The 17,072-nt window shown below is 35.7% G+C and carries 20 protein-coding genes and 1 rRNA gene; 1 reads left to right on the plus strand and 20 read right to left on the minus strand.

What is annotated here, in order from left to right; genetic code table 11:
• Positions 1–5 precede the first annotated feature (5 nt).
• The 7 genes from UtA1_RS02445 to metG all read right to left on the minus strand — a co-directional run bounded on the left by UtA1_RS02445 (position 6) and on the right by metG (position 6,642).
• On the minus strand, positions 6–200 hold the full coding sequence (locus UtA1_RS02445) for a small, acid-soluble spore protein, alpha/beta type (protein ID WP_096549929.1): 195 nt from the start codon (positions 198–200) through the stop codon (positions 6–8).
• Positions 201–322: 122 nt separating this feature from the next.
• Positions 323–586 carry a biofilm formation stimulator Veg gene (veg, locus tag UtA1_RS02450; RefSeq protein WP_016838855.1) on the minus strand — a complete coding sequence of 88 codons (264 nt, stop codon included), beginning with the start codon at positions 584–586 and terminating at the stop codon, positions 323–325.
• A gap of 153 nt (positions 587–739) precedes the next feature.
• Positions 740–1,618, minus strand: a complete 879-nt coding sequence (gene rsmA / locus UtA1_RS02455) for a 16S rRNA (adenine(1518)-N(6)/adenine(1519)-N(6))-dimethyltransferase RsmA (RefSeq protein ID WP_096549930.1) — start codon at positions 1,616–1,618, stop codon at positions 740–742.
• Positions 1,611–2,177: a ribonuclease M5 gene (rnmV, locus tag UtA1_RS02460; RefSeq protein ID WP_016838857.1), complete on the minus strand. Its 567-nt coding sequence runs from the start codon at positions 2,175–2,177 to the stop codon at positions 1,611–1,613. Before rnmV ends, rsmA begins: the two co-directional genes overlap by 8 nt.
• A gap of 151 nt (positions 2,178–2,328) precedes the next feature.
• Positions 2,329–3,522, minus strand: a complete 1,194-nt coding sequence (locus tag UtA1_RS02465; protein WP_096549931.1) for a G5 and 3D domain-containing protein — start codon at positions 3,520–3,522, stop codon at positions 2,329–2,331.
• A 133-nt stretch (positions 3,523–3,655) separates the two neighbouring features.
• Complete coding sequence (locus tag UtA1_RS02470; protein WP_016838862.1) at positions 3,656–4,426, minus strand: TatD family hydrolase; 771 nt, start codon at positions 4,424–4,426, stop codon at positions 3,656–3,658.
• Between the two features lie 251 nt (positions 4,427–4,677).
• Positions 4,678–6,642, minus strand: coding sequence for a methionine--tRNA ligase (gene metG / locus UtA1_RS02475; RefSeq protein WP_096549932.1), 1,965 nt, complete (start codon positions 6,640–6,642; stop codon positions 4,678–4,680).
• A gap of 368 nt (positions 6,643–7,010) precedes the next feature.
• On the opposite strand from metG, the gene UtA1_RS02480 reads away from it, so the two are divergent.
• Complete coding sequence (locus UtA1_RS02480) at positions 7,011–7,289, plus strand: AbrB/MazE/SpoVT family DNA-binding domain-containing protein (RefSeq protein WP_016838867.1); 279 nt, start codon at positions 7,011–7,013, stop codon at positions 7,287–7,289.
• A 327-nt stretch (positions 7,290–7,616) separates the two neighbouring features.
• Here the strand turns inward: UtA1_RS02480 and rsmI are convergent, their stop codons facing one another.
• From rsmI to rrf, 13 genes are all read right to left on the minus strand, one after another.
• Positions 7,617–8,489, minus strand: a complete 873-nt coding sequence (gene rsmI, locus UtA1_RS02485; RefSeq protein WP_016838870.1) for a 16S rRNA (cytidine(1402)-2'-O)-methyltransferase — start codon at positions 8,487–8,489, stop codon at positions 7,617–7,619.
• On the minus strand, positions 8,486–8,749 hold the full coding sequence (locus tag UtA1_RS02490) for a GIY-YIG nuclease family protein (RefSeq protein WP_016838871.1): 264 nt from the start codon (positions 8,747–8,749) through the stop codon (positions 8,486–8,488). The genes rsmI and UtA1_RS02490 overlap by 4 nt, the downstream gene beginning before the upstream one ends.
• Positions 8,733–9,482: a tRNA1(Val) (adenine(37)-N6)-methyltransferase gene (locus tag UtA1_RS02495; RefSeq protein WP_096549933.1), complete on the minus strand. Its 750-nt coding sequence runs from the start codon at positions 9,480–9,482 to the stop codon at positions 8,733–8,735. The genes UtA1_RS02490 and UtA1_RS02495 overlap by 17 nt, the downstream gene beginning before the upstream one ends.
• Before the next feature lie 59 nt (positions 9,483–9,541).
• Positions 9,542–9,892 carry a DNA replication initiation control protein YabA gene (yabA, locus tag UtA1_RS02500; RefSeq protein ID WP_096549934.1) on the minus strand — a complete coding sequence of 117 codons (351 nt, stop codon included), beginning with the start codon at positions 9,890–9,892 and terminating at the stop codon, positions 9,542–9,544.
• A 24-nt stretch (positions 9,893–9,916) separates the two neighbouring features.
• On the minus strand, positions 9,917–10,732 hold the full coding sequence (locus tag UtA1_RS02505; RefSeq protein WP_016838874.1) for a PSP1 domain-containing protein: 816 nt from the start codon (positions 10,730–10,732) through the stop codon (positions 9,917–9,919).
• Complete coding sequence (gene holB / locus UtA1_RS02510) at positions 10,725–11,729, minus strand: DNA polymerase III subunit delta' (RefSeq protein ID WP_096549935.1); 1,005 nt, start codon at positions 11,727–11,729, stop codon at positions 10,725–10,727. The genes UtA1_RS02505 and holB overlap by 8 nt, the downstream gene beginning before the upstream one ends.
• Positions 11,730–11,819: 90 nt before the next feature.
• Positions 11,820–12,260 (minus strand): YaaR family protein, encoded by a 441-nt coding sequence (locus UtA1_RS02515; protein ID WP_096549936.1) that lies wholly within the window; start codon positions 12,258–12,260, stop codon positions 11,820–11,822.
• Between the two features lie 51 nt (positions 12,261–12,311).
• A complete protein-coding gene (locus UtA1_RS02520; RefSeq protein WP_096549937.1) occupies positions 12,312–12,641 on the minus strand; it encodes a cyclic-di-AMP receptor in 330 nt (109 codons plus the stop codon).
• 373 nt (positions 12,642–13,014) lie between these two features.
• Positions 13,015–13,647 carry a dTMP kinase gene (tmk, locus tag UtA1_RS02525; protein WP_096549938.1) on the minus strand — a complete coding sequence of 211 codons (633 nt, stop codon included), beginning with the start codon at positions 13,645–13,647 and terminating at the stop codon, positions 13,015–13,017.
• Between the two features lie 32 nt (positions 13,648–13,679).
• Positions 13,680–15,101 (minus strand): aminotransferase class I/II-fold pyridoxal phosphate-dependent enzyme, encoded by a 1,422-nt coding sequence (locus UtA1_RS02530; protein WP_096549939.1) that lies wholly within the window; start codon positions 15,099–15,101, stop codon positions 13,680–13,682.
• Positions 15,102–15,403: 302 nt separating this feature from the next.
• A complete protein-coding gene (locus tag UtA1_RS02535; protein WP_197722738.1) occupies positions 15,404–16,336 on the minus strand; it encodes a transposase in 933 nt (310 codons plus the stop codon).
• 12 nt (positions 16,337–16,348) lie between these two features.
• Positions 16,349–16,648 (minus strand): transposase family protein, encoded by a 300-nt coding sequence (locus UtA1_RS17435; protein ID WP_197722739.1) that lies wholly within the window; start codon positions 16,646–16,648, stop codon positions 16,349–16,351.
• A gap of 285 nt (positions 16,649–16,933) precedes the next feature.
• Positions 16,934–17,049 (minus strand): 5S ribosomal RNA (gene rrf, locus UtA1_RS02540).
• Positions 17,050–17,072 lie beyond the last annotated feature (23 nt).

Raw genomic sequence — 17,072 nt, forward strand, 5'->3', positions numbered from 1 at the left:
ACTACTTATTGATCGCTATTTTGGTTTGCTTGCTGTGCTAAACTTTGTTCAGCCATTTCAATTGCTCGCTTCACCATATTACCTGCATCTCTGGCTCTAATTCCGCCCCAACCTTCTCGTTGGACTACATCATAGAAACCGAGCTCTTTTGCAATTTCCTCTTTAAGACGACTCGACATGATCCCGTTTCTTCGTGCCATAGAGATTTGCCTCCTTCAAATAAGTAGGTTGACATCCGTAGTATGCGCAGGTTCATAAAAAAATTGTAGACAAAGTCGATGCAAATATCGGCTTTGTCTACAATTTACAACAAGGCAGAAAATTATTTCACTGCAAGTGCTTGATTATTGTCATCTAAAAAAGTAATTTCCACAGCTTCAGTTAAAATATCAGTGTAACTATAAGAAACACGTTTACAAGCACTATCCTTTTGATCGAGTTCAACAACAAAAACAGCATTGTACGTTTCGCTTAAAATCCCATTGCACTCCATCGTTTTTTTCCGGCCACCATTTGCTTTTAATCGCAAAGGTTTCCCGATGTGTTCATCCAATGTTTTTTTAATCTCAGCTAATGTTTTTGGCATTTCCGCATACACCTCACTAAATACTAGTATAGACTAGAAATGCCATTCTGTCAATAAATTATAATATTTTATCAGCAGACAAATATTTTTGTCAACTTATTTTTTTATAAAAAATTAAGTTTTCGTCATATTTTTTGTAATGTTTCCCACTAATTACCTAAAATGTGGTAATAAAGCGTCTGAAAGTTTCCCGTATTCTTCAATTGTCAATGTTTCGCCTCTTCTGGTAGGCTCAATGCCACATTGATTCAATGCATCCACAATCTGCTGTTTCTTTTCCTTTCCTGATGGAAGTCCAGACTGTAAATTATTTAAAATCGTTTTTCTCCGTTGAGCAAAAGAGGCTCTAGCTACAATAAATAAAAAGTCTTCATCGATTACTTGGATTGGCGGCATGTTGCGCATCGTTAGTCGAATTACTGCTGAATCTACATTTGGTTGCGGCATAAATATAGTCTTTGGCACCGTCATTACAACCTCTGCTGTCGCATAATATTGCACAGCAATTGATAACGAGCCGTAATTTTTTGTTCCTGGTTTTGCCGTTATACGGTCTGCCACTTCTTTTTGCATCATGACTACCAACCCTCGTATCGGTAAGCGGTCATGCAACAATTTCATCAATATTGGGGTTGTTACATAATACGGAAGATTTGCAACCACCATAATATCTTTGATTCCCTGCATCTCTTCTTCTATAACCTTTGCGACATCCGCTTTTAAAATATCTGAATGAATTACCTTTACATTTGAATAAGAGCTTAATGTATCTTCCAATACAGGTAATAGACGGCCGTCAATTTCAAATGCAACGACTTTCTTACAATTCCTTGCTAAATGCTCTGTTAATGCTCCAATGCCCGGTCCAATTTCAATTGCCCCGCTCTCTTCACTCAAGTTTGCGTAACTCACAATATTCCGAAGAATATTTGGATCAATAATAAAATTTTGTCCCAAACTTTTTTTAAAGGAGAATCCGTATTGATTTAATATTTCTTTTGTTCGTACTGGCGTTGCTATGTCTTTATACATTTTGTTCCTCCTGATCAATTTGCGCTATCGCTTGTGAAAATTGCTCAAAAGTGATTTGAAACATGATTAATCGCTTATGCAATTGTTTTCCATTTGTCAACCCAATATTTAGTATTTCGCCTAACCGAATTCTGCGATTCTTTGCTAGCGGATGGCCAATGAGGCGGGCACTCATTAAATCCCCAATGGTTATCTCTTCTTTTAAAGGCTTTTCTGTAATGGGTGTATATACATTTTTTAATGCTTGACGTATATCATCATCACTTGCATGTTCAATTCCAAGACCTTTTCCGTTTTTAGCTATACATTTTTCTTTTGAAAGAAAGGCATGTTTTACTCCTGGAATACGCTCCTCGATAATTGCTCGAATTCTTCTACCTGGATAATCAGGATCTGTGAATACAATAACCCCACGTTTTTCGTGAGCATGCTGAATGCGGAGTAATGTTTCTTCAGAAATAGCAGAACCATTAGTTTCGATTGTATCTGCTTTTACTGCTCTTTGAATAGCAATAGTATCATCTTTACCTTCGACAACGATGATTTCTTTAATTTCCAACTTTGTTCCTCTCTTCTACTTTTATCTTGGACAATTGTACAAAACATCAACCTTTTTCACAAGAAATGTTCGTTTAAGATTACTGCTCTTCTGCAATTTTAAAAAAAATAAGGCTTTCCCGTTTTTTAAAAACAGGAAAGCTCAATAAAATTTAGTCTAATACTTTAATTCGTACTTTTTTACGACCCCATTGAATAGCTTCTTGCTTTGATTGTACAAGTACGTCAATTTTATTTCCTTTAATCGCACCGCCAGTATCACCCGCAATAGCATATCCATATCCCTCAACCCAAACTTTTGAACCTAAAGGAATTACATTTGGGTCTACTGCAATTACTTTTAAGTTCGGATTGCTACGCAAATTAATTCCTGCAGCGGATGTACCGGAACAACCATCACAGTATGGAGTGTATGCAGTAGCAGTTACATAAAACTCTTTCCCACTTTCGCTTGTACCACGAGATACTTTAGCTGTTACTACTTTAGTTCCCACCGCTACCACTTTTGCTTTAGGTTTTTCGATAATTTGTTCATTCTTTAAAACCTTTTTGACTACTTTTCCATTTTCTTTCGTAATTTCATATGTTCTTGATACTTTTCCTTTTTTTCCTTGTGAAATTACATTTTCTCTGCCTTTCAACAACGAAGAATCTGATCTTGTTTCTACTGGATAGTTAATTTCTTCCTCCACTACATCGGTAACTTTTTCTACGCGAACAATCGTGACTTCGTCGTTTGGTTTTAGCTTATCACTTAATTTTTTTTCGACACGATCTAGTTCATTTAGTGTTATCTTTTGTTGCTTTAAAAAGTTAGCGACCGTAGTGGAAGTGGACCACACTTGCTTCATTTCAGTTCCATCAACAAGTGTTACCTGAAACGCTTTATTAATTTTAATTTGATTTTCATCACCTAAATCTTCATCCAAAGGAATAGAAACTTCATCGTATTCGGCTACTTGAATGTTTGCTTCACTCAAAATATTTTTGACTTTCGTTTCGGTTGTCCAAATCTCTTGTTCTTTTTCATCGATAATAATTGTTACTTGTTTTGCTTGAATCCACTCAATCTCCATTCCCGATGTAATTTTGGCATCAAGTGAATAAGATAATTTATCATCCATCGATATTTCAATATTTTCATCTTTCAATAATTCTTCAACAGTTTTTGCATGAGTTAATATTTTAATTTCTTCACCATTTGCATGTATTGTCACAGGCTTTTTTGTTCCTTGATACAAAACAAAGGAAATAACTGCCACAAACAATACCATAAACAAAATGGTGACCACTGATTGTTTATACTTGATCCCAAACAAAATTTTCCTTATGGGATTACTTGACATTTAAAAACGCCTCCTTAACACTCGTTGGATTATACGGGCAACTTCTAATTATGTCAACTAAAAAATTTTTTAGTTTAGTATTTTAGTAACTTTAAACCCTATTAATCTGCAGTATTGGAGGCTTTTTTAAAATTTATACATTTAGCTTAAAAATCTTGATTGCATTTTCAGTCGTTGCCTTCGCAACTTCTTCAACCGACATCTCTTTTAACCGAGCAATTTCTTCTGCAACTAACGGTACAAAAGAAGGTTCATTTCTTTTTCCTCGATATGGATGTGGTGCTAAATAAGGTGCATCTGTTTCGATTAATAGATGCTCCAATGCAATTTCTTTCGCCACCATTTTCGGCAAGCGGGCATTTTTAAATGTAACAGGCCCACCTAAACTAATCATAAAATTCATTTTGATGCATTCCAGTGCCGTTTCGACGCTTCCACTAAAACAATGCATGATGCCACCGACCGTTTGAGCGTTTTCTTCCTTCAAAATTCTTACAACATCCCCCGTTGCATCACGATTGTGAATAATGATTGGAAGATTAACTTTTTGCGCCAAACGAATTTGTTGTCGAAATAGTTCTTGCTGTACTTCTTTCGGTGACTTATCCCAATAATAATCCAATCCCGTTTCACCAATGCCAACGACTTTAGGGTGATGGGTCAACTCTTCAATCCATGCTAAATCTTTTTCTGTGCAATCGATTGCGTCTACTGGATGCCAACCAATTACTGCATATATAAATTCATATTCCTCTATGAGTTTTATTGCTCGCTCGATCGTTATTCGATCAAAGCCAACAACAATCATTTTTTCAACTTTTGCAGCTCGTGCTCTATCAATTACTTCTTGTAAATCTTCTTGAAATTGATCTGCATTTAAATGAACATGTGTGTCAATAAACATTTTGATTACACCTACCGTCTATTTTATTGCTAACGAACATTACTGACTTAACAAAAAGATTACAATTCGATTACAAGAACCCAATCTTATGATATTTACCTTATTTTTTCGTAATAAATATAGTCTATTCATACTAAAAGGTTTTCATTTAATTCCAATTAACCACCAAAATCGTTATGTTAATATAATTAATTAAAATGAGTTTTGAACAAAAATGCCTGTTGAATCATTTCATCAACAGGCTAATCACATTATTTTACTTTCGCACCATTTTCCAAAGCAGAATCTACTGTCGCAATTTTTAACACACCATCATGAGAACCAGCTAAAATCATACCTTGAGACAACTCGCCACGAAGCTTAACTGGTTTTAAATTGGCCACAACAATTACTTTTTGACCAATTAATTCTTCAGGTTTATAATGCTCAGCAATTCCTGAAACTACTTGACGTTGTTCATAGCCTAAATCCACTTGAAGTTTAAGTAGTTTATCGGTTTTCGGAACTGGTTCACATGCTGTAACAGTACCTACTCTTAAATCGAGTTTTAGGAAATCTTCAATTGTGATTTCCGGCACTTCAGGAGCTTCTATTGGCTTTTTCGTTTCTTCCTCTTGAGGTGTTTTTACAGAAGCTCGCATCTGCTCACGAATATATTCTATTTCTACTTCAGCGTCCAATCTTGGGAAAATTGGTACTCCTTTTTCTACCACTTTTGTGTTTTCTGGTATAACATTTCCGAACTCTTCAATCGTTTCCCAAGCCAATAATTTTTCATCTAAACCAAGTTGTTCCATTATGCGTTTTGGTGTTTGTGTCATAAACGGTTGTAACATTACTGCAATATGACGTAAACTTTCGGCCAAATTATACATTACTTGACCTAATTTGCCATGGTTTTCGTCATTTTTTGCCAACACCCAAGGCTCTGTTTCATCAATGTATTTATTTGTTCTTGAAATAAATGACCACAATTCTGCTAATACAACACTAAACTGCATTTTATCCATGTTGGCTTCATATGCAGCTTTTGTTTCTTTTGCGTGAGTTTTTAATGATGCATCAAATTCTGTTTCTTCTAAACCTTTTGTTGGTATGATTCCATCAAAATATTTATTAATCATTGAAACCGTACGATTCAATAAATTACCTAAATCATTTGCTAAATCATAGTTTGTCCGCTCTACAAATGATTCTGGAGAAAATACACCGTCTGCCCCAAATGGTAATTCGCGAAGTAAGAAGTAACGCGTTGTATCCAATCCGTAACGATCAATTAACATTTCCGGATAAACAACATTCCCCTTCGATTTCGACATTTTTCCATCTTTCATCATGATGAAACCGTGAGCAAATACTTTTTTCGGAAGCGGTAATCCCAATGCCATTAGGAAGATCGGCCAATAAATAGTATGGAAACGAACAATATCTTTTCCTACGACATGAACATCAGCAGGCCAATACTTATTGAATAATTCTTCATTATCCGAACCATATCCAAGAGCAGTAATGTAGTTTGTTAGCGCATCTACCCATACATAAATGACATGTTTAGGATCTCCTGGTACTTTAATTCCCCAATCAAAGGAAGTTCTTGAAACAGAAAGATCCTCTAATCCCGGTTTAATGAAGTTATTAATCATCTCATTTTTACGTGATTCCGGTTCAATAAACTCTAGGTTTTCTTCATAATATTGAAGCAGGCGATCAGCATATTTTTGCATATTAAAGAAATAGGATTCTTCTTTCAACTTTTGAACAGGGCGTCCACAATCTGGACAATTGCCTTCAATTAGCTGAGTTTCTGTAAAGAAAGATTCGCAAGGAGTACAATACCAACCTTCATATTCTCCTTTATAAATATCTCCGTTGTCTAAAAACTTTTTAAAGATTTTCTCAACACTTTTTACATGACGTTCTTGTGTGGTTTGGATAAAATCATCATAAGAGATATCCATTTTCTCCCACAATTCTTTTGCTGCTTTAGCAATTTCATTCACATATTCTTGCGGATGTTTTCCAACTTCTTGGGCTTTTTGTTGAATTTTTTGTCCATGTTCATCCATTCCTGTTAAGAAACGAACATCATATCCGCGCAATCTTTTATATCGTGCCATAGCATCAGATGCCACAGTTGTATATGCTGTACCAATATGAAATTTTCCGCTTGGATAATATATTGGTGTTGTTATATAAAACGTTTTCTTCTCACTCACCTAAACTGCCTCCATTGTCAACTATATATAGTATTTATTGTAACGATTAACTATTTCTGTTTCAACGCTAACATATTATACTAAAGTTTTGACGAATTTTACTAATTCAATCAATTAAAAAATTAATGGAACTTTTTGTCTAAATACTACGTTTTATAATAATATTCTTTAACGATTAATACTTTTTTAATAAAAAAAACGAATTTTTATAAATTCTTTTATTAAATCTCAAAACTTCAATGCTAATTTATTGACGTTTATTCCTTTTATTGGTATTATTCTAGACAGACAAAGAATGAATGTCGAATTTTGGCGAATACGAGATTTATTCTAAAATTATGACTCATTTATAGGAGGAAAACATTGTCATGAAATCTACAGGTATTGTTCGTAAAGTTGATGAGTTAGGTCGTGTAGTGATTCCAATTGAGCTTCGACGCACACTTGGCATCAATGAAAAAGATGCACTAGAAATCTACGTAGACGATGATAAAATCATCCTCAAAAAATACATGCCTAACATGACTTGCGCTATTACTGGAGAAGTTTCAGATCAAAATTTCCGCTTAGCTGGAGGAAAATTAATTTTAAGTCCAGAAGGTGCCGAAATTTTACTGAAAGAAATTCAACAACAGTTAAACAAATAAGTTGAATATGGAGACGTGTCTGATAAGGCAAATCGCTCCTCATACGACACTAGTGCATTTTTATCTATCAAAGGAACATAACTTCGATTTTCGAAGAGGGTTGGGGCTGTCCAGAAAGTCGAACACTTTCTGAACAGCCTTACTTCTTATAGTAAACTTCTCTTAAAAACTTTGCTCCTGCGGTGGTCACATCAAACGCGCCTCCTCGTCGCAATTTATCTGCGGCGAAAGCTCTAGCGACAGCCGCAATTTATCTGCTGCGAAAGCTCTAGCGACAGCCGCAAAGGGGGCGTCTTGAAATGACTTTTCAGACGCCCTCCTTCTTTTTCATAAATGATATTGCTGATAAACCTCCCTTTTTGGAAGACCTCTTAATTTAGCCACTTCTTTAATTGCCTCTTTTGAAGAAAGTTGTTTTTCTCTCATTAGTAAATCTACGTGTTCTTGAATCGTCATGTTTGTCCAATAAGCATCTTCATTGTTTTCTTCCACTTCATTTTGCGATCCTTCAATAACGATACAAAATTCCCCTCTCACTTCATTCTCTTCTGTCCATTGAATTGCTTCTTCTACAGTACCACGTAAAAACTCTTCAAATTTTTTTGTTAACTCTCGTGCTAAAACAATTTTCCGATTGCCTAACTCCGCTGCTAAATCTTTTAATGTATCTTTTAGACGATGGGGTGCTTCATAAAAGATTAATGTTTCTTTTCGATTTTTGAGATTAGATAACTGTTTTTTTCGTTCTTTTTTGTTGCGATTTAAAAAACCGAAAAAGTAAAATGGTTGAGGCGTTAAACCAGATGCAATTAAAGCTGACATGGCTGCATTGGCACCTGGTATAGGAACTACTGCAAAATCTTCCTCAATCGCTTTTTGAGCAATATCAGCACCGGGGTCAGATATGCAAGGCATCCCCGCATCACTTACTAATGCTACTGATTTCCCATCTCTTAACCACTGCAATATTTTTTCTCCTGCTTGTTCTTGATTATGTTCATGATAGCTAACTAACGGTGTCGTAATGTCGTAATAATGACAAAGTTTTTTCGTATTTCTTGTGTCTTCTGCCGCAATGATGTCCACTTCTTTTAAAATGCGCAATGCCCTGATTGTAATGTCTTCTAAATTTCCAATGGGCGTTGCAACTAAATATAAACAACTGCTTTGTTCATACATGCTACTTTTTTGAGATTTCATTTTTTACATCTCCCAATATATTTCAATTTTTCGCTACGTTTTAATTGTTTAAAGGCGTATTCAGCTCTCATTGCTTGCTCTTTTGTTTCATAAATTTCATAATATATGCATTTTACCGGCCGCTTTCCTCTCGTATATTTTGCTCCTTTGCCCGCATTATGCTGATTCACTCTTCGTTCTAAATCATTCGTATATCCCGCATAAAAAGATGAATCGGCACATTCCAAGACGTAAAAATAATGTTTATCCTTTTCCACCATATAAGATTTCACTCATTTCAGCTGTATACTGATTGTTGTCATCATAAACATACAGAGGAGGCAAAATTTTCAAATCCGGCTTGCCATCTTTGATTCCCTCAATCAACAACATATTTGCTTCTTTCCCCATTTTCGGATAGATAAAGCGAATTCGTTTCGGTTCTAAACGATGTTTCCGCATAGAAGTAATCATATCAAGTAATCTCCCCGGTCTATGTACAAAGGCTGCTTTTCCACCTTGTTTCAACAACCTGCTTGCCGCATGAATTGCCTCATCCAATGTAAGCAATACTTCATGGCGGGCAATCGTATAGTGCTCGTTTAAGTTTTTATCGCTTGATTCAATATCTAAAAAATACGGTGGATTACATGTCACAGCATCATATTTTTCAATGCCGAGTAGCGGAGGAATGTCCTTTACATCACCATGAACCATTTGAAGTTGATTTTCTAATCTATTGTATTGAATACTTCTTACTGCCATATCATACAGCCGCTCTTGAATTTCCACTCCAATAATCTTTGCTTTTGTGCGAGTGCTTAAAAATAAAGGAATAACACCATTTCCTGAGCACAAATCGACAATTTGCCCCTTTGAAATAGGAATGTTAACAAACTTCGCTAATAAAACGGCATCTAAAGAAAAAGAGAAAACGGAAGGACTTTGAATAATTCGTAAATCCTCTGCTAATAAATAATCTAACCGTTCATCATCCTTTAACCAATCTTCCACACATACACACTCCTCATGAAAATAAAAGACTGTACCCAATTCGGGTATCAGCCTTTACATTAAACATTTTTATTAAAAAACGATAGACAAAACAAGCAGTCTTCACCCTTGCGGGAACTTCCGAAATGTACATTGCATACGTGAAACCCTTCTTGATATAGTCGAGCTAAATTATCATATCCTTCCCCAATATCTAAATAGCTTTTCTTTTCACCTTGTTCAGAAGTTCCTTCTGCTGCTTTCGAAAGTTCTTCTAGTCGTCTTCTTAAATGAAAGTTTTCTGTTTGAAGTGACTGATGTTCTTCTACCATATGTGCAACAAATTTTTTTAACTCGTTAAACTGCTGTTGTAACGTTTCTAGTTGCTGTTCAAATTCCATTATAGAATCCAAAAAATTACGGTCCCTCAACCAAGCCACCCCATTAGTTTTAATCTATATCAGATTCTTTTCACACTCGAGTATTTCCTCCAGCGTATATTCAACGGTGCGTTCAAGCTCTTCTAAATACACTTGAATGACTCTTTCTAGCACATTAATCCCAACGACTGTTCCAATCCCATCAGGAGTAATAGTTGTCTCGCCAATATCAGGCATTCCATCTTTCGCTGTTTCGTAATCGTCATTTTCATATTTTAAACAGCACATAAGACGACCACATAATCCTGAAATTTTTGTCGGATTTAATGATAAATTTTGATCTTTCGCCATTTTAATTGAGACCGGATCAAAATCTCCTAGAAATGTTGAACAGCAGAGCATTCGACCACAAGGACCAATACCTCCAAGAAGCTTAGCTTCATCCCTTACACCGATTTGGCGAAGTTCGATACGAGTTCGGAAAATCGCCGCTAAATCTTTCACTAATTCACGGAAATCGACTCTTCCCTCTGCTGTAAAATAAAAAATCACTTTATTTCGATCGAATGTATATTCAACATCAACAAGTTTCATCTCCAGTTGATGTTCAGCAATTTTTACATTCGCTATATCAAAAGCTCGTCTTGCTTCAGCTTTGTTTTCTTCCACTTGGATTTTATCTCGCTCTGTAGCAGGACGTAAAACTTGCTTTAAAGGCAAAACAACATCATTTTCACCAACTTGTCTCATTGGAACAACAATTTTTCCATATTCGACACCTCGAGCTGTCTCAACAATGACATATTGGTCTTTTTCAAGTTGATATTCTCCAGGGTCGAAATAATATATTTTACCCGCCCGTTTAAAGCGGACACCTACCACATTATACAAAGGAATACCCCTCCTGCAATTTCAGCATAAGCTGTTCCATTAAAAGCGTGCGATTCATATTACGACCTACATTTTGTCTTGCTTGTAATATTGCTTGCATTTGATTCGACAATTGTTCGAAAGTAGAAGTTAATGCAATTTCCTTCCATGTATCTACCATATCTGGATAGGTACAAGAACTTTCAGGGTTTGCCTTTATAGCTACAATATCACGATAAGCTAACAGAAGTAAATCAAGACTGAGTTCAAAATCACTTTTATCTTTTACATTTGGAAGCCATTCATCATATACAATTAGCATGGCTTCATTGACATTTTTTCTAACAGTCTCAACTAATTTTAACACTGTTTTTCTCGCTAGTGCAAACTGCTCATCTTGGGCTAAAGCAAGGCCTTTTTCTACGCTATTGGTCACTTGGCTGACTGTGGAAGCCATGGAAAAGGTTAATCCATGCTCCTGCAATTGTTGAATTAAAAATTCTTTTGGAATATTTGAAAACTTAATGTGCTGACAGCGGGATTGAATGGTCGGAAGTATCGATTGATATTGCTCTGTTAAAAGGATTGCAGTTACTTGTCCATCCGGTTCTTCTAAAAATTTTAATAATGTATTACTTGCAGCATTATTCATTTTATCTGCATGATGAACTACATAAATTTTTCTGCCTTCTTCCATACCTGTTTTTGTCATATTTGATATTAAATCACGAATTTGTTCAACTTTAATAAATTGACCATCAGGTTCTATTTGCAAAACATTGGGATGATTTCCTGATTCTATGCGTTTACAATTTCTGCATGTTTCACATGGAACATTTTTCGACGGACTTTGACATAACATTAATTTAACAAAAAACTTCATTACTTCTTTTTTGCCTGTTCCTCTTTCGCCTTCAAAAATATAAGCATGTGCAATACGTCCCTTTTCAAAAATCATTTGTAATTGTTTTATGACGATTGGTTGCAGCTTCATTAGCTCATCCACTGTATCAAGCATTTCTTTTCACCTTTTCTTTGTTCAGGATGTCTTCCTTCATTTTCTTTAGAAAAAATCCCGTGTCTATCACCATGGTAAAAGACACGGGTTTTACATATATAAATTAATTAACAAACCTTTTATTTCGCCAATTTTATCAAGCAAATCAATCGTTTCTTTTTCTTCATCTAATAAATCTTGAGCTAGTTCAACTAAACGTTCATCAATTTTCTTAATAATTTTAAGTCTTCTACCTTCACCAAATCGATTCCAAGTGTGAGACTGTTTTAGTTCAAGGCCATATTCAACAGTTTCTTGTAAAAATCGCCTCACAAGCATCTTAAATCTCGCTAAATCTCGCAAGTTTCTTGACCTTGCTACTCGATCACCTGCAGCGGAAATATCTCCTAGCAATCGAGTTAATTGCTCACTTTGCAGTTTCTGTCCTTGCTTCACAACCAATTCTCCAAAGCGTTGATTTGCCTCATTTGGTTGCTTCATTTCATGTATATTTGTTTTGATTCCAACTCGTAAATCTTGATTAATTTTCACTTCATTCAGCCCTCGCTCACTTTTTCATGGGATTTGGCAAAGTATAAGCTGTTAAAAGTGGTGATATTCTTCGATTGGTAAAACAAATACCGTTGCACCACCAACCTCCACCTCAACCGGATACGGAATATAGGTATCTGCATTTCCTCCAAGAGGTGAAACAGGAGTGACCATTTGCTCCCTTGCCCGACAATTATCTCGAATAATGTCTAATACCTTGGAAACATCTTGATCATCTACACCAATTAGAAAAGTAGTGTTCCCTGAGCGCAAGAATCCTCCTGTACTCGCTAACTTAGTCGCACGAAAATTTTGCTTCATTAAGGCATTAGACAGTCGGTTATTATCTTGGTCTTGAATGACCGCAATTACTAATTTCATACGCATTCACTCCTAACTTGCGTGTTTTTATTATACCATACATTACATGTTCACTTCATTTCCTTGTTCTTATGACAAGAATAAATAAATAACTTTTTAGCAGTTAAGAATATTTATGATTAAAATATGGAAATTTATATTATTTTATTGAAGATTCCTTTTTATCATTACAAAATACCTTTATTAACAAAGTAAATCCAATTTTCTCTATTACTCTTACCCAAAAAAGTTTATTCTACACAAAGGGCTATATCACCATCATCCTTATGCAGTTATTTTACGCAAAATAAAAGGAATGCGTTCTTTTCATTAGAATGCATTCCTTTTGGTTGTATGAAATTGGTTTTGAAAAACATTAGAGAACTCGAAATCATTAACTTTTGTCTTTTAAGAATGGGAATACAATATTTATTACCTCTTCTAGTACTACTTCAATTTCATTTTCTGCATTAATGGCCTTTATTCTTTCTGGAAACTGTTTAAGTAGTTTCAAATAACCTTCTCTTACTTTTGAATGAAATTCCAATGATTCTAAATCTAATCGGTTGACTTCTCGTTCACCATCTTTTTGTATTCTTGAAAGTCCAATTGTTGGTGATACATCTAAATATAACGTTAAATCAGGGAAAAAATCACCGATAGCAAATTGATTGATGGTATATACTTCTTCTATCCCCAATCCTCTTGCATATCCCTGATAAGTAAGGCTACTATCAATGTAGCGGTCGCATAATACAATCGTTCCTTTTTCCAACTCAGGTATGATTTTCTCAACTAAGTGCTGCCTTCTTGCGGCAGCATATAAAAGCGCCTCTGTCTTTGCATCCATATTTACATTCTTTTTGTCTAAAATTACATTTCGAATTTGTTCTGCTATTTCAATTCCGCCAGGCTCTCTCGTACAAACTACGGAATATCCCTGTTGTATTAAATATTCTGCCAATCGTTTAAGGATTGTACTCTTACCTGAGCCTTCTCCACCTTCAAAACTGATTAAATAACCCACAAGTCTGTTCCTCCATACAATTTACTCTCTGTTTATTTATAGACGCATATCAGTTTTTCTTCAAGTTGATGATTCCCTTGGAAAGATGCTCCGACCGCTAATAGTTCTTCCAATTGACTGAGCTTCGATACAGTAATTTTTTCTCCAGGAATGAGTAAAGGGATACCTGGTGGATATGGTATCACCATACTTGCTGAAATTCTACCTATTGCTCGCATATAGGGAATCCACTTCGTATCTTTTTCCTCTAATTCACAAAATGAATATTCAGGAATGGATATTTTATTCACTTCTTTAAATGCTGTTGCAAATTCGATAGGTACTTCTTCAACGCTTTGTAAAGACTCAACTGCTTCCTTAATACGCATTCTCGTTTCTGCAAAAGGATAACTTTGTCCTTGCTTTAATAAAGGCAATATGAATAATACCTGATGTAAATCTGCTAATTCTGAATATACTCCTTGCTTTTCTAACGCATCCTTCAGTTGAAAACCGCTATAGCCTCGCACCCTTAATAACACTTTTAAAGGATCGTCCATTTCAATGACTTGTAACGATTGAATTGAACGCAATGCTTCAATCCAATGCTTTTTCTTGTCCAATAAATAATTTGCATCGCTTTCTAAATATGTTTGAACATAATGTCTTGCATCATCTAATGAAGCCAATAATATATAGGATGGACTGCTTGATTGCAACATTCGTAAGTAACGGTTGACCTGCTCTGCTTCAACAATATTAGACTTGATATGTAAAAAAGATGCCATTGTCATGGCTGGTAACGTTTTATGAGCCGATTGAACAACAATATCTGCTCCTAAATCTAATGCAGACTCCGGAAATTGTTTACTTGCTGTTAAATGAGCTCCATGGGCTTCGTCGACTAATACCGGAATCTTCATCTGATGACATAGATCAATTTGTTGTTTTAATTCATTTGATACCGCTCCATAGTAGGTTGGAGAAGTTAAAATTACAGCCTTTACATCTCGATGTATTCGTAGTGCCTCTTTTAAAGTAGTTAACAAAACGTGAGTTGCTGTTCTAGTTTCATCGTCCCATTCAGGCGAGACATAAATCGGTTTAGCACCAATTAATTGCAGAGCATGAAAAATAGATTTATGTGCATTTCTTTGTACTATGATTTTTTCGTTTCTTTTACAAGTTGCATAAATCATCGCCAAATTGCCCACTGTTGAACCATTCACTAGAAAAAAACTGCGATCTGCACCGTATGTTTGGGCTAATAATCTTTCGGCTTCATATATAACTTCTTTTGGATGATGGAAGTCATCAAGTCCTGTTAGTTCTGTTACATCGAAGGGTAACATGCCTTGTATTGGTTGCGGCAATCCTGATATCAATCCATTTTTATGGCCCGGAACGTGAAAGGATGTTGGTTGTTTTTCCACAAAATTCTTCAATGTTTCAATTAACGGCCGTCCTATTCTCATCATCTCACCCCGCTAAATACTCTTCCTTTATTATAGTCTTAATAGGGAGAAAACTCATCTTGTTATTACCTATAAAATAGTTAGAAAGATTTTATTACCACTTTACAGTGGTATTATTGAAAAGCCACATCCATTCTCACAAGGGGACCCCTTAACTACCATCGGCGCTAACTCCGAAGCACGTTGACCGGCGAATTTCTGCGTCAGCTTCGGTTCTTTGTCAAATGGTGTTGGTGAATAAATGTTAGTGACATTATTTGGTAATATGTAATCGGATGGCTTAGGGGAAATTCGAGGTTCCCCTAAGCTGTTTTTATTTTCGCTAAGTTTTGGGTAATGAATATTCGGTTTCTAAAGTGATAGAAGGATCGATAACCGAAAGAAATGCGTTTAATCACTTTGATTTTGTTATGAATCCCCTCTAAAATGCCGTTATTATAATCGTACTTTAGCGTATTCTCGACGTAATTGATGTATTTGTTGATTGTCTTGATGGCGGTTTTCATATAGCTGGAAACGCTGTTCTGTTTATTCGCCAAGGTTTTCTTCAAGAGTTCAAAGTCTTTAGTTTTGATGCAATGTCGAACGTATTGGTATAACTCATAGGACGCTTTTAATTCAGAATCTAAATCAATGAGATAGTGGAGAATCTCCACCTCACACATATGCTTTTTAAAGCAACGATGATATGTATAGTTCTTATAATCAAGTTTTGTTTGATCTTTCAGAAGGAGCTTCCAGTATTTTTTTAATTTATTGTAATTCTTTTTATCCCGATTCATGACGTTGATGCGCGTTTTGTTTAAAGCTCTGCTAAATAGTTGGAGGATATGGAATTTGTCGGGAAAACTTCTTGGATTAAGGAAATATAAGGGCTGTACATATCGATGACAATCGTTTTTTACCGCATCTCTCGCCTTCTTGGAATACCGTAAGAAATACTCTTTGAGGATGTAATCTTCGGTCCTCCACGATATCCACCATCTCCCCCGTTTCAGAGTCGAAGAAAATAAAGGACATCGCTCCAGCAGCGATTTAAACTCATCAAAACACAAATGCTGTGGAAGATAGTGAACATTCGGCTGATAGTAGCTATAAAAGCTGTCAATGACTCTACTGACAGTGGCATGAGAAACATTGTGTTTCATCGCAATATCTTTTTCGGATATTTGATCTTTGGCGTTTAAAGCAATCGATACTTTGGTATTGTTGGAAATACAACAGTTTTTAGCCACGACGCTCGTTTTTCAAGTAAACGTGGAATGACAATGTTTACAGAAATAACGCTGTTTACGCAATTTTAAGTAGGTATGAAAACCTGAAACACTAGGCATTTTAATGAGAGACGTTTTAAAACCGTGTTTAATGATTTGATCATCAAAGACATGGCCACAAGCATAGCACGCTTTTGGTTGGTAAGTTAATTGGCCATAAAAGACTTTTGATTGGACCCCTTTAATGAGTTCTTCTGCACAAAAATTTTCATCAAATGTGATATTTTTGTATTTTATATTGATTAGGTTTCGTATGGAATGATGGTGAGACATGTGACACAACTCCTTTGGGAAATGAGGTTTTGTTCGATTACATTTTACCAGAGTTTGTCAAATGTCCCATTTTTTATGTAAAAAATGGTGCTGGTTGTATCCACCAACACCAAATATTATAGAGCCTGAACTTCTTGGTCCCCGTGCTTCTCGTCTCCTCCAAATAATTGTTTTGCTTACGTTTTAAATGCCACTTCTCTATCGCGCCGATCGGACTTTCAGTCCTTGGTAGTAAGGGGCTTCAATTTTTGCAATAAAAAAAGCACCACTATTGTGGTGCCTTCTGCGAAGCGACGTCCTACTCTCACAAGGGGAAGCCCCTTACTACCATCGGCGCTGAAGAGCTTAACTTCCGTGTTCGGTATGGGAACGGGTGTGACCTCTTCGCCATCGTCACTTCACTATATGAGAGGTTGTTCTCTCA

The sequence above is a fragment of the Ureibacillus thermosphaericus genome (genome assembly GCF_002370195.2).
Lineage (GTDB): Bacteria > Bacillota > Bacilli > Bacillales_A > Planococcaceae > Ureibacillus > Ureibacillus thermosphaericus.